The sequence below is a fragment of the Rhizobium sp. 01N424 genome (genome assembly GCF_056399485.1).
The window spans coordinates 134,717-147,352 of record NZ_JBFTRK010000008.1 but is presented as its reverse complement, the minus strand read 5'-3'; the positions used below and the strand labels follow the sequence as shown (position 1 = coordinate 147,352).

Annotated in this window: 17 protein-coding genes; 9 read left to right on the top strand and 8 right to left on the bottom strand. The window is 60.1% G+C overall.

The window, feature by feature from the left end; translation table 11 throughout:
- Positions 1–25 precede the first annotated feature (25 nt).
- Together AC1DNK_RS20200 and AC1DNK_RS20195 are read left to right on the top strand one after the other, a co-directional pair.
- On the top strand, positions 26–1,177 hold the full coding sequence (locus AC1DNK_RS20200; protein ID WP_477943054.1) for an MFS transporter: 1,152 nt from the start codon (positions 26–28) through the stop codon (positions 1,175–1,177).
- A gap of 97 nt (positions 1,178–1,274) precedes the next feature.
- Entirely contained in the window at positions 1,275–2,789 is a 1,515-nt protein-coding gene (locus tag AC1DNK_RS20195) for an ATP-binding protein (protein ID WP_112516146.1), read from the top strand.
- 6 nt (positions 2,790–2,795) lie between these two features.
- On the opposite strand, the gene AC1DNK_RS20190 is transcribed toward AC1DNK_RS20195, so the two are convergent.
- The gene (locus tag AC1DNK_RS20190) at positions 2,796–3,131 is read right to left on the bottom strand and encodes a cupin domain-containing protein (protein ID WP_477943053.1); all 336 of its coding nucleotides are present in this window, start codon (positions 3,129–3,131) and stop codon (positions 2,796–2,798) included.
- Positions 3,132–3,230: 99 nt separating this feature from the next.
- On the opposite strand from AC1DNK_RS20190, the gene AC1DNK_RS20185 reads away from it, so the two are divergent.
- The 5 genes from AC1DNK_RS20185 to AC1DNK_RS20165 all read left to right on the top strand — a co-directional run bounded on the left by AC1DNK_RS20185 (position 3,231) and on the right by AC1DNK_RS20165 (position 7,375).
- A complete protein-coding gene (locus AC1DNK_RS20185; RefSeq protein ID WP_112516300.1) occupies positions 3,231–3,758 on the top strand; it encodes a MarR family winged helix-turn-helix transcriptional regulator in 528 nt (175 codons plus the stop codon).
- Between the two features lie 198 nt (positions 3,759–3,956).
- Entirely contained in the window at positions 3,957–4,574 is a 618-nt protein-coding gene (gene rpsD / locus AC1DNK_RS20180) for a 30S ribosomal protein S4 (protein WP_112387245.1), read from the top strand.
- A gap of 72 nt (positions 4,575–4,646) precedes the next feature.
- The gene (locus tag AC1DNK_RS20175) at positions 4,647–5,576 is read left to right on the top strand and encodes a glutaminase (protein ID WP_477943052.1); all 930 of its coding nucleotides are present in this window, start codon (positions 4,647–4,649) and stop codon (positions 5,574–5,576) included.
- Between the two features lie 59 nt (positions 5,577–5,635).
- Entirely contained in the window at positions 5,636–6,520 is an 885-nt protein-coding gene (gene ttcA, locus AC1DNK_RS20170) for a tRNA 2-thiocytidine(32) synthetase TtcA (protein ID WP_112387247.1), read from the top strand.
- Positions 6,521–6,550: 30 nt separating this feature from the next.
- On the top strand, positions 6,551–7,375 hold the full coding sequence (locus AC1DNK_RS20165; RefSeq protein WP_477943051.1) for an inositol monophosphatase family protein: 825 nt from the start codon (positions 6,551–6,553) through the stop codon (positions 7,373–7,375).
- Between the two features lie 115 nt (positions 7,376–7,490).
- Here the strand turns inward: AC1DNK_RS20165 and AC1DNK_RS20160 are convergent, their stop codons facing one another.
- The 3 genes from AC1DNK_RS20160 to AC1DNK_RS20150 all read right to left on the bottom strand — a co-directional run bounded on the left by AC1DNK_RS20160 (position 7,491) and on the right by AC1DNK_RS20150 (position 8,291).
- The gene (locus AC1DNK_RS20160; RefSeq protein WP_310300038.1) at positions 7,491–7,619 is read right to left on the bottom strand and encodes a hypothetical protein; all 129 of its coding nucleotides are present in this window, start codon (positions 7,617–7,619) and stop codon (positions 7,491–7,493) included.
- 144 nt (positions 7,620–7,763) lie between these two features.
- Positions 7,764–8,039, bottom strand: coding sequence for a Txe/YoeB family addiction module toxin (locus AC1DNK_RS20155; RefSeq protein ID WP_477943050.1), 276 nt, complete (start codon positions 8,037–8,039; stop codon positions 7,764–7,766).
- A complete protein-coding gene (locus AC1DNK_RS20150; protein ID WP_477943049.1) occupies positions 8,040–8,291 on the bottom strand; it encodes a type II toxin-antitoxin system Phd/YefM family antitoxin in 252 nt (83 codons plus the stop codon).
- Between the two features lie 294 nt (positions 8,292–8,585).
- Between AC1DNK_RS20150 and AC1DNK_RS20145 the strand changes: the two genes are divergently transcribed.
- Positions 8,586–8,795, top strand: coding sequence for a cold-shock protein (locus AC1DNK_RS20145; RefSeq protein WP_112387250.1), 210 nt, complete (start codon positions 8,586–8,588; stop codon positions 8,793–8,795).
- Between the two features lie 108 nt (positions 8,796–8,903).
- Complete coding sequence (locus AC1DNK_RS20140) at positions 8,904–9,071, top strand: hypothetical protein (protein ID WP_162702600.1); 168 nt, start codon at positions 8,904–8,906, stop codon at positions 9,069–9,071.
- Positions 9,072–9,127: 56 nt separating this feature from the next.
- Here AC1DNK_RS20140 and AC1DNK_RS20135 read toward each other — a convergent pair whose 3' ends face one another.
- From AC1DNK_RS20135 to AC1DNK_RS20120, 4 genes are all read right to left on the bottom strand, one after another.
- The gene (locus AC1DNK_RS20135; protein ID WP_477943048.1) at positions 9,128–10,408 is read right to left on the bottom strand and encodes a multidrug effflux MFS transporter; all 1,281 of its coding nucleotides are present in this window, start codon (positions 10,406–10,408) and stop codon (positions 9,128–9,130) included.
- 35 nt (positions 10,409–10,443) lie between these two features.
- Positions 10,444–11,649, bottom strand: a complete 1,206-nt coding sequence (locus tag AC1DNK_RS20130) for a multidrug effflux MFS transporter (RefSeq protein WP_112443942.1) — start codon at positions 11,647–11,649, stop codon at positions 10,444–10,446.
- A 141-nt stretch (positions 11,650–11,790) separates the two neighbouring features.
- Complete coding sequence (grxD, locus tag AC1DNK_RS20125) at positions 11,791–12,126, bottom strand: Grx4 family monothiol glutaredoxin (protein ID WP_112387253.1); 336 nt, start codon at positions 12,124–12,126, stop codon at positions 11,791–11,793.
- A gap of 158 nt (positions 12,127–12,284) precedes the next feature.
- Positions 12,285–12,509: a hypothetical protein gene (locus tag AC1DNK_RS20120; RefSeq protein WP_112539238.1), complete on the bottom strand. Its 225-nt coding sequence runs from the start codon at positions 12,507–12,509 to the stop codon at positions 12,285–12,287.
- Positions 12,510–12,636 lie beyond the last annotated feature (127 nt).

Here is a 12,636-nt window from a genome sequence, read left to right as displayed (position 1 = left end):
CACCGTGCCGCTTCAACGACTTGTCATGCTTATCTTTTTCCTGCAGCCGATTGCCTTCGGCGCTTGGCTGCCGCGTATTCCCGACATTCAGGCGAAACTGCAGCTCGGCACCGCCGATCTGGCGATCGCCCTGCTTGGCCTGCCTGTCGGAACGCTGCTGACGCTCTCCTTTGCCGGGCGCGTCGTGTCGCGCATCGGCGGACGGGCGGCGATTATCTATGGCTTCGTCTTCTTCCTGGCCGTTGTCTCGCTGCCGGCCTTTGCGCCGACCGTCACATTGCTGTTCTTCTCGCTGATGATCCTCGGCGTCGCGTTGTCGACTGTCGAGCTCGGCATGAATGTCGAGGCCGACCTGACGGAGAAAGTCACCGGGCTGATCATCATGAGCCGGTCGCACGGCTTCTGGAGCCTCGGCATCATGTTCGGCAGCCTGCTTGGTGTTGGCGCGATCGCCATCGGCGCTGCGCCGCATTGGTCGATCCTGGCGATATCGGTGATCGTGCTGCCGATCGCACTCATCGTCAGCACCCGATTGCCGAAACTGCCGGAAAGTCACCATGCGGAGACTGCGGTGAAAAGTGGCTTCAAGCTTCCGGGACTGGCGCTGCTCGGCGTCTGTGCCTTCGTCTTCGGCGTGACCATGACCGAGGGAGCGATCGCCGATTGGTCGGCGGTCTATCTTCGTGATGTTTTCGGTTCCGAGGGCGCGCAGATGGGGCTGGGCTACTCGGTCTTCGCGTGCATGGTGGCCGCCGGGCGGTTCAGCGGCGACTATCTGAAAGGCCGCTTCGGCGCGGTGGCGATCGCACGGGCCTGCGGCACCGCTTCGCTTGCTGGGATGGCGATCATCCTGCTGGCACCGGCAGCTCCCCTGGCGCTGATCGGATTTGCGGCTGTTGGCGTCGGCGTCTCGGTCGGCTTTCCGCTTGCGGTCACGGCGGCTGCAGCGCTGACCGACCGGCCGGCGGCCGCAAGCCTTGCTATCCTGTCCTTCGTCGCACTGCTCGGCTTCCTGATCGGCCCGCCGATCATCGGCTTCATCGGCGAATATTGGGGACTGAGGGCAGGGCTTGCGGTGCTGATCGTGCCGCTTTCCGTCAGCTTGATCTTCACCCGGATGCTGACTCCGCGTAGCGGTGATGCGCAGAGCCGTCTTGTGGAACGCGAGGCGGTCTGAAGCCTGCAGTCTTTCTGTGGGTTTCCATCAGAGACGGGTAACAAAGACAGCGGCGAATCTGCTAGAGACGGCGGACAGATCTTAAAAGGAATTCGACTTGCAGGTTGGCATCGATATGGGAACGGCGTCCGGCAGCAGCCCGGCGACACTCGATATCGAGGAGCTGCTGGCAACCCGTTTGCTGGTGCAGGGCAATTCCGGCTCCGGAAAATCACATCTGCTGCGTCGGCTGCTGGAGCAATCTGCTCAATGGGTTCAGCAGGTCATCATTGACCCCGAAGGCGACTTCGTGACGCTGAGCGACCGCTTCGGCCATATCGTCGTCGATGGCGAGCGGACGGAGGCCGAGCTTGCCGGTATCGCCAACCGCATCCGTCAGCACCGTGTCTCCTGCGTCCTGACGCTGGAAGGGCTTGATATCGAGCAGCAGATGCGCGCTGCCGCTGCCTTCCTCAACGGCATGTTCGATGCCGACCGCGAATATTGGTATCCGGTTCTCGTTGTCGTCGACGAGGCGCAGATGTTTGCACCGTCAGTCGGTGGGGATGTTTCGGAAGATGCGCGCAAGATGTCGCTGGGCGCGATGACCAACCTGATGTGCCGTGGCCGTAAGCGCGGCCTGGCCGGTGTCATCGCCACGCAGCGTCTGGCAAAGCTTGCCAAGAACGTTGCGGCCGAAGCCTCAAACTTCCTGATGGGCCGTACATTCCTCGATATCGACATGGCGCGTGCCGCCGACCTGCTCGGCATGGACCGGCGCCAGGCGGAAATGTTCCGCGACCTCAAGCGCGGCAACTTCGTGGCGCTCGGCCCGGCACTGTCGCGCCGGCCGCTGCCGATCCAGATCGGCAATGTCGAGACGTCGGCGCGCTCGTCGAGCCCGAAGCTGATGCCGCTGCCGGATGCTCCGCAGGATGTCGAAGACCTGATCTTCACACCGGATCCCGAAGAGTTTCAGCGGCCGCTCGTTCGCCGCGCTCCGCCGGCACCACGTCCGACCACCGATATCCTTGCCGAACTGGCCCGCTCGGCACCAGCAGCCACGCCGGCACCAGCCGAGCCGCGCAGCAGCCAGCCGGAGCTCTCGGCAGACGAGCGCGAAGAGCGTCTGTCGGCCGTTCTTGCCGAAATTCTCGACGATCCGGCCTCGGGTTTCCGCACGGATTCGGTGCTCTATCAGGAGTTCCTGGTGCGTCTGCGCATGCGCCGCGTGCCGGGCCCGCCGATGCCGCTGCCGGAATTCCGCCGCCGCGTTGCGGTGTCGCGCTCCGGCGTCGATGCGGACATGGCGGCTGGCGAAGCCTGGGCGACGGCGCTCTCGCTTTCAAACGGCGTCACCGACGACCTGCAGGGCGTGTTCCTGATGATGGCGAAGGCCGCAATCGGCGGCGAGCAATGCCCGTCGGACGCCCGGATCGCCCGCGCCTACGGTACCCACTCCGCCCGCCGTGCCCGCCGTCTTCTCGGTTATTTCGAGGAACAGGGCCTGATCGTCGTCCACACCGACTTCACCGGCAAGCGCATCGTTGCATTCCCCGATCTGCAGGCCGAGACGGCCCCGGGCTCGGCGGACGCGCCAGACGATGATGCACTGAAGAGTGCCGCGGAATAGTCTTGCTCAAACCCAAGTCTGAATGACCTCAGGGCTTGCGTGTATGCAGGTAAGCTCGAGCCGCGTCGTGCCGATATTCTTGAAGCGGTGAGGCGTCTCGGCGTTGACGACGACGATGTCGCCGGGATTGGGGTCGAGCGTTTCGTTGCCGACCGTGAAGCGCGCCTGGCCGGAGCGGACGATCCACATTTCCGTGTAGGGGTGCGTGTGGAGTGCCGGCCCCTGGCCGGGTTCGCTGTCGATCAGGAAGACCGAGACGGGTGCGCCGAAATTTCCGCCTTCAAGGAGGATGGTGCGATTGGGGAACTGGTTCTGATCTTCGCGCGAGATGACGTGGAACATGATTTCCTCCTTGGATCGTGCGCCGGACTTCGCTATCTAAGTATCTTAGTGAGAAGATAATCCAATTTATCTTCTCGTCAAGATAAATTGGAGCTGTTGATGACGACGGAAGACCACGTTGACCGGCTGCGCGCGCTTTGGGCCGAGGAGCTGCCCGATCTCGATACGGTGCCGATGAGCATTCTCGGCCGCATCTACCGGCTCTCCAATCTTGTGCGGCCGTCGATCGAGGCGACCTTCGCGGAGTTCGGTCTCGATCGCGGCGAATTCGATGTGATTTCGACGATCCGCAGGGCAGGGCCGCCCTACCGGATGATCCCTACCGATCTCTATCGCCTGCTGATGATCTCGTCCGGGGGGCTGACGCACAGGCTGGACAGGCTGGAAAAGGCGGGGCTGATCGAGCGGCGGCGGTCGGAGCAGGACAAGCGCAGCTTCGAGGTGGCGCTGACGGAAACGGGTATCGCTCGTGCCGAGGCGGCGTTTCGCGAAGACATGGCCCGTGAGCTCCGTCATCTGGACGTGCTCGACGAGGGTGAGCGGAGGGCACTTGCCGGTCTGCTGCGCAAGCTTGCCGGTTCGATCGAGGCGGCTGGCGCAGACGCGGCGGAGCCAAATTCCGTTTGACAATCCCGTGACTTATCCCTAAAGACCGCGCCAGCACGGGGCAGCAATGTCCCGTGTTTCATTTGACATGTCCCGTGGATCTTTCCAGTTCGCGTAACCGGAAAATCCTGTCGGGCCTCCCAAAAGGGGCCAAAGGAGGGCGTGTTTCCTTCGAGCGATCTGGCAGCAGACCGTTCTAACACTCTGAAAGGAAATACGATGAGCAAGCGCGAATCGTCTAAGTACAAAATTGACCGCCGTATGGGCGAAAACATCTGGGGCCGTCCTAAGTCCCCGGTGAACCGCCGCGAATACGGCCCGGGCCAGCACGGTCAGCGCCGCAAGGGCAAGCTTTCGGACTTCGGTGTGCAGCTGCGCGCCAAGCAGAAGCTGAAGGGTTACTACGGTGACCTGCGTGAGAAGCAGTTCCGCGCAATCTTCGCTGAAGCTGACCGCCGCAAGGGCGACACTTCCGAAAACCTCATCGGTCTTCTGGAATCGCGCCTGGACGCGATCGTCTATCGCGCCAAGTTCGTTCCGACCGTCTTCGCTGCACGTCAGTTCGTCAACCACGGCCACGTGACTGTGAACGGCGTCCGCGTCAACATCGGTTCTTACCGTTGCAAGGCCGGCGACGTCATCGAAGTTCGTCAGAAGTCGAAGCAGCTCGTAACGGTTCTGGAATCTGTCTCTCTCGCTGAGCGTGACGTTCCTGACTACATCGAAGTTGATCACAACAAGATGGTTGCGACCTTCGCTCGCGTCCCGACGCTCTCCGACGTGCCGTACGCGGTCGTCATGGAGCCGCATCTGGTGGTCGAATTCTATTCGCGTTAATCAACGCGAGGCGTTTTCGCATACGGAAAAGCCGCCTCACAGGGCGGCTTTTTTGTTCTCTGGAGAGAAGTCATGGTGGATTTGCAGGCAGTCCTCGACAGCATCTACAAAGAACTGACGCCGCGGATCGGCGAGGGCAAGGTTGCGGATTACATTCCGGAGCTGGCCAAGATCGATCCGAACCAGTTCGGCATGACGATCTCGACCGTCGATGGCAAGGTCTACAGCGTCGGCGATGCCACTGTGCCCTTCTCGATCCAGAGCATTTCCAAGGTTTTCATGCTGACGCTGGCGCTCGGCAAGGTGGGCGAGAGCCTGTGGAAGCGCGTCGGCCGTGAGCCATCAGGTTCAGCCTTCAATTCCATCGTCCAGCTGGAGCATGAGGGCGGCATCCCGCGCAATCCCTTCATCAATGCCGGTGCCATCGCCGTTACCGATGTCGTCATGGCGGGACATGCGCCGCGCGAGGCGATCGGCGAGCTGCTGCGCTTCGTCCGCTACCTCGCCGACGACGAATCGGTGACGATCGACGAGAAAGTGGCACGCTCGGAAACGCAGACCGGCTACCGCAATTTCGCGCTCGCCAATTTCATGCGCGCCTACAAGAATATCGATCATCCGGTCGAGCATGTGCTCGGCGTCTATTTCCATCAATGCGCGCTGTCGATGACCTGCGAGCAGCTCGCCCGTGCCGGCCTGTTCCTGGCGGCCCGCGGCAGCAATCCGGTGACCGGCCATTCGGTGGTTTCGCCGAAGCGGGCGCGGCGCATCAACGCGATGATGCTGATGTGCGGCCACTATGATGGATCCGGCGACTTCGCCTATCATGTCGGCCTGCCTGGCAAGAGCGGTGTCGGCGGCGGGATCTTTGCGGTGGCGCCGGGTGTCGCCTCGATCGCCGTCTGGTCTCCGGGGCTGAACAAGGTCGGCAACTCGCAGCTCGGCGCCGTGGCGCTGGAGATGCTGGCGGCGCGCACCGGCTGGTCCATTTTCGGCGATTGATGCTGTGTCTGCCGGCCGCTTTCTGCTAAAGGCAAAGTCCTGACCATCTGGAAGAAACGATGAATATCGCAGCCAACATTGCCGATGCACTCGATGAAACCGCCGACGAAGGCGGGATCGGCCATGCGCTGTTTGCCGATGCGCCGCGTTCCGTTTCGTTCAACAAGCTACGCAAGCGTCTGCTGCGCCAGATGCGCCAGGCCTTCGACGATTTCGATATGCTGAAGGGCCAGAAGCGCTGGCTGATCGGCGTTTCCGGCGGCAAGGACAGCTACGGCCTATTGGCGCTGCTGCTCGACTTGCAATGGCGCGGACTGCTGCCCGTCGAACTGATCGCCTGCAATCTCGACCAGGGCCAGCCGAACTTCCCGAAACACATTCTGCCGGAATATCTGAAGAGCATCGGCGTCAAGCACCGGATCGAATATCGCGACACCTATTCGATCGTGAAGGAGAAGGTGCCGGAAGGGGCCACCTACTGTTCGCTCTGTTCGCGCCTGCGCCGCGGCAATCTTTACCGTATTGCCAAGGAAGAGGGCTGCGATGCGCTGGTTCTCGGCCACCACCGCGAGGATATTCTCGAGACCTTCTTCATGAACTTCTTCCACGGCGGGCGGCTGGCATCGATGCCGGCGAAGCTGCTCAACGACGAAGGTAACCTGATGGTTCTCCGGCCGCTTGCCTATTGCGCCGAGGATGACATGGCGAAGTTTGCGGCGGCGATGCAGTTCCCGATCATTCCCTGCGATCTCTGCGGCTCGCAGGACGGTCTGCAGCGCAATGCGATGAAGGATATGCTTGCCGATATCGAACGGCGGATGCCTGGCCGCAAGGACACGATGCTGCGCGCACTCTCGCATGTGAACCCGTCGCATCTTCTCGATCCGAAGCTCTTCGATTTTTCGAGCCTGATGGTCACGGAACCGTCACCGAAGAGCGAGTAACTGGGCGGAACGCTCAAACAGGGACTTATCATGACCTCGACAGTTGATATCACGACGCTTTCCGATCTCCTTCGGCGGGCGGCGAAGGCCGAAATATTGCCGCGGTTCCGCAGGCTTGGCGCCGGCGACGTGCGCGCCAAGAGTGAGGCGACCGATCTGGTGACGGAGGCCGATGAGCAGGCCGAGCGGATGATCAAGGCCGAGGCTGCCAAACTCTGGCCGAACGCCTTGTTCATCGGCGAGGAATCGGTGGCTGCCGATCCGGTATTGCTCGAGCGCCTGAAAGGCGCGGATCTCGCGATCATCGTCGATCCAGTCGACGGCACGTTCAATTTCGCGTCCGGCATTCCGGCTTTCGGCGTCATGGCATCGGTGGTGTCGAAGGGCGAAACCGTTGCGGGGATCATCTACGATCCGATGGGTGACGATTGGGTTCTGGCGGAGAAGGGTGGCGGCGCCTGGTTGAAGCGGCCGGATGGTGACACGGAGCGGCTGAAGGTTGCTGAGCCTGTCGAACTTGACCAGATGGTCGGCATGGCCTCGACCGGCTTTTTCGCCAAGGAAAAGCGCGCCGAAATTCTCGGGAATCTGGCTAAGGTGCGCTTTCTGGCCAACTACCGCTGCGCCGCGCATGAATATCGCGCCTTTGCATCCGGGAACGTGCACTATCTCTCGTACAACAAGCTGATGCCGTGGGATCATCTGGCAGGGACGCTGATCTCTCAGGAAGCCGGAGCCCATGCAGCGCGTTTCGACGGCACGCCTTATCTGCCGCATCACGTCGATGGCGGATTGCTGATCGCGCCGGACAAGGTGTCCTGGGAGTTGCTGCGGAGAGAAGTTTTCACCGTTTAGGTGGCGAGGCCGAAAGCCTCGATCCATGCTCGATATATAGGAGGGAAAGCATATTTCCTCCCAAGCATTTTGATCACAAAACGGCCCCGCTTATGGAGCGGGGTTTTTCGTTTTGTCAGTTCGTCGAACTCGTGGTGATTTGGTCGACCGGCACTGCCGGCAGGTTCTGCGGAAGGGAGGCGATTGCGAACATCGCAAAGGCATAAGCGGCAAATACGGACGCCGCGACGGTGGTCTTGATCATCTCTTGCTCCAACGTTGCCCACGGAGAGTAGCCCCAAAGAGCGATGGCAGCAAGGAATATGAACGCCAGATGAACGAAACGTCCGTTCACTATCGAAGAAAACGCGTCACGGTGCGTGAAATGCAATCATAGAGTGTTTTTACTCTAGCGCCGATGATAATGAAAGCGGCACTGGATAATCTCAAGCTGCTGTTCGTTTCCCGATCCGGTGACTCGGTAGACGAAACGATGCTCTCCCGTGATGCGCCGCGACCAGTAGCCCGCGAGGTCTCCCTTGAGAGGTTCGGGCTTTCCCGGTCCCGCAAAGGGCATCCGCTTGGTCGTCTTGATCAGTTCGTTTATCTTGCTGACCATCTTTTGGTCTGTCTGCTGCCAGAACTCGTAATCGTCCCAGGCATTGATGGTCCAGATGAGCTTCATTTAGATCGTTGGATCCCGCTCGATCACCTGACCATCGCGAAGCTGCTCGATGCTTTCGCGCAAACGATCGGCATTGGCCGGTGTCGAAAGCAGATGCAGCGTTTCCTGCATGCTCTCATACTCACCTTCCGCCATGACGACGACGGCTTCTTTTCCCTGACGCGTGACAAGCAACGGCGCACGCGATTCCAACACGGCGTCGAAATGCGTCGCGAAATTCTGGCGGAAATCGGTGAAGCGCACGCTCGCCATTTCAAGTATCCATTCCGGTTTCTGTACGTATTTATGTACGTATTGTATCCCAATTTGTCAATGCTGGCCGCATGCGTGCGCTAGTCAGCAATTGACTACACGCAATAGTTTTCGCCAAATCACGCTCTGCCTTTATGCGAGCACAATTGAGGACTATACACCGGCGCATCGAACTTGCCTGTTGAGCTTCGTTTTTGCGCTTCGAGCGCCCGAGCTAATCTTTCCTCTCAAATCGATCACACACCGACGGCGTGCGCCGGGCGGTAATCTCAACGCGATTGAAAGGAAATCGTCATGAACAATGGAATCGTCAAGTTTTTCAATTCCGCCAAGGGCTTCGGCTTCATTCAGCCGAGCGACGGCTCGCCTGACATCTTCGTTCATATCTCGGCCGTTGAACGGTCGGGCATGAGCAACCTCGTTGAAGGTCAGAAGATCACTTTCGACGTCGTGCGCGATAATCGTAGCGGCAAGAATGCTGCCGAGAACCTCGCGACTGCATAACACTACCGTCTTCGACCTTTGACCACGGATGTACTGGCACTGGTCTTCAGACGATCGGGAGGCTGGGTTTTCGCCCAGCCTTTTTTCATTGATCTAATATTGAGAGCCATGATGAAAAAGACAAATGCAGACTTGCTTCTTCGCAGAGCCGAACGCCAGGTTGCCAACACCAGCGGCGGCGGCCATCTCGGCGGCACGAATTTCGGTCAGGCCTACGATGCAAAGACATCGTCGGTAAAGGGCGACAAGAGCCGCAAGCCGATGGGCAAGCGATAAGCTTCGCCATCAGTGCCGCAATCAAAAAAGCCCGCCAATCCGGCGGGCTTTTTTAATTAGAAGTGGGCAGCACCGGGATCGAGCTGCGGGCTGTCGCCGGGATGGGTGAAGAGCTTGCCTTTTTCCGCCCAGAGCGTTGCGGCAACGCTGATCGCACCGAAGACGGCAAAGCCTGCGAAGAGCGGCTGGACTGTGCCATTGAATAGCTGGCCGACGCCGCCGCCAAGAAGGGCGCCGAAAGTCGTCGATACGAAGCCGGTGATCGCGGTTGCTGTGCCGGCCAGATTGCCCATCGGCTCAAGGCTGATCGCGGTGAAATTGGTGGCGATGACGGCGAACAGCATCAGAAGCACCGTGAAGAGGGCGTAGTCGAGCGCGAAGTTGACCGTGCCTCCGAGCGCCATGACGAATCCGAAAGCAGAGATGACGGTAAAGAGAAGCACCGCTGCATGGGAAATGCGGCGCATGCCGAAGGTGCGGACGAAAAAGCCGTTGGCAAAGTTGGCGACGGCGATGCCACCGGCGGTCGCCGCAAAGGCGATCGGCAGCCAGTCGCCGAGGCCATAGACCTCGCCGAAGACTTGCTGGACGGAGATGACATAGGCGCTGATGACGCCGGTGAACATCGTGAGACCGATCATGTAGCCGCAGGTAATGCGGTTGGTCAAAACGGTCTTGAAGCCATTGCCGACGGCGGCAAACGAGAGCGGTATGCGCTCCTCGCGCGGCAGCGATTCCTTCAGCCGGGCGGCTGCCCATATGAAAAGGATCGAGCCGACGAGACCGAGCAGTATAAAGATCCAGTGCCAGTTGGCATAGCTGATGATCAGCTGGCCGACCGACGGGGCGACGATCGGCACGATCATGAATACGATCATCACGAAGGACATGACGCGGGCCATTTCGCGGCCGCCGAAGCAATCGCGGACGATCGCCATGCTGGTGATGCGCACCGCCGCGCCGCCGATGCCCTGGACGAAACGCATGACGAGCAGCATTTCGAAGCTCGAGGTCGCGGCCGCGCCGAACATCGCAAGCACGTAGACGGCGAGACCGCCAAGCAGGATGTTGCGGCGGCCGAAGGCATCGCAGAGGCTGCCGAACAGGATCTGCGACACACCGAACCCGAAGAAGAACACGGCGAGGACCAGCTGGGCGTCGTTGGTATTGGTGACGTTGAGCGAATGGCCGATGGCCGGCAATGCCGGCAGCATGCTGTCGATCGCCATCGCAACGCTCGCGGTCATGATCGCGATGGTGATGACGAATTCGGCAAAGCCCATGCCGATGCGGGCCGAGCCCTGGTTTTCGATATGCGCCGTATGATCCGCCGCCATAATGAAGTCCCCCAAAGAAAATGCTGTCCGGCTGCCTAGACAGCCGGATTGTGAGGCTGGAAAAGCCGTCCCTTTTCGGCAATCAGCACGAAGCCGAGACCGATGAAGGCGACGGTGAAATAGCCGATAACCATCGGCAGCGCCGTGCCGTTGAATGCCTGGCCGATGGCCGCACCGATAGCTGCACCGCCGATGGTGCTGGTGAAGCCGAGAACCGATGATGCGGTACCGGCGACATGGCCGAGCGGCTCCATTGCCAGCGAGTTGAAGTTCGAGCCGATCCAGCCGAACTGGAACATCGCCAGCCCGAACAGACAGATGAAGACCGGGAAGGGCGTTGGCTGCGGACCATAAAGCTGCACCAGCAGCCAGATGGTGTTGACGATGATGAAGCCGACGAGCGAGGCATGCGACAGCCGCCGCATGCCGAAGCGGCCGACGAGACGCGAATTCAGGAATGACGAGAAGGACATGAAGATCGCGACGCCGGCAAAGGCAAAGGGGAAATAGACCCCGAGATCATAGATGCCGACATAGACCTGCTGCGCCGAGTTGATGAAGCCGAACAGCGCGCCGAAGACGACGGTGGTCGCCAGCGTGTAGCAAAGGGCGCTGCGATTGGTCAGCACCAGCTTGAAGCCGCCGATAACAGACTTTGCGGTGAACGGACGCACATTGGCGGGCGCCAGCGTTTCCGGTAGCCGGTTATAGGCCCAGATCAGGATCAGCGTCGCCATCGTGCCGATGAAGACGAAGATCATGTGCCAGGTGGAAAACAGCATGACGAGCTGGCCGGTGCCCGGCGCGATCACCGGCACGATCATGAAGGTCATCGAGATCAGCGACATCACTTCGGCCATCTGGCGGCCGCCATAGATGTCGCGGACGATCGATATGGTGATGACGCGGGTGGCCGCAGCGCCGATGCCCTGGATGAAGCGAAGCACCAGCAGGCCGCCAAAGGACGGGATCAGTGCGATGCCAAAGGCCGAACAGATATAGATGACGAGGCCCACGAAGAGCGGTTTGCGGCGGCCGAAACGGTCCGATATCGGGCCGAAGAACAACTGCGCCAGACCAAAGCCGAAGAGATAGGCTGAGACGACGAACTGCCGGTGGTTTTCGCTTTCGACCCCGAGATTGGCGCCGATCTGCTGGAGGGCGGGAAGCATGACGTCGATGGCGAGAGAATTGACCGCCATCATGAAGGCAGCCAGAAAGATGAACTCTCGCTTGCCCATAGGTGTTCGACCCGCGGCAACGGTGGGAGAGGTGTCCGTCACTTTAGAAATTCCCATAAACAGGCCAAGGCGCTGTTCAGCACAGCGCCTCGGACTCAAATCAAATCAGGTTTGGAAACCGGACGGACGCCCGGTGCCCGGTCAGGAGGCGGCGCGAACCGCGACGCCGTTTTCCTGCAGATGCTGCTGCAATTCGCCCGCCTGGAACATTTCCCGGACGATGTCACAGCCGCCGATGAACTCACCCTTCACGTAAAGCTGAGGGATCGTCGGCCAGTTGGAGTAATCCTTGATGCCCTGGCGGATTTCCGAATCGGCGAGCACGTTGATGCCCTTGTAGTCGACGCCGATGTAATCGAGAATCTGGACGACCTGGCCGGAGAAACCACACTGGGGAAACTGCGGCGTGCCCTTCATGAAAAGGACGACGTCGTTGGTCTTGATTTCGTTGGCGATGAATTCGTTGATGCCGCTCATGGGACCTAATCCTTTCAACAGGCGGGTTAAAGGCCCACCGTTTCAATCGTTTGCTTTAGATAGCATGCGCCCGATCAAATTCCAGCAGTCAATGCCAAAAAAAGACCAATCGTAAGCATGCTAGGTAATGCTGTTGCGCTTTCGTTACGCCGCTGTCTTCAGCGGCTGCGCTGCTTGGTGCGGACGGCTGCGGTGCGGCGCTTGCTGACCTGCTTTTTGGCGGTCTTGCGCGGGGCGGCAGCCTTCTTGAACCGGCCTGTGGTCGCGGAGCGTGTCTGACGTTTCGTGCGCTTCGTCGTGTTGCTTCCGCTGGTCTTCTTCAGGATCTCCTTGAGAACGCTTTCGACCACGCCGTTGACAAGTTCCTTGATAAGATCTGCCATCCAATGCCCCCTGCGATACAAACCGGTTCCCCGGCTATTGAATTCCGGATGTTTTAGGTTAGCAAGCGGAGTTCGCGTCCGTCCGTGCTTTTTCCGCCTTATTTGGCGTGCAAGGCGGCGGCCGATG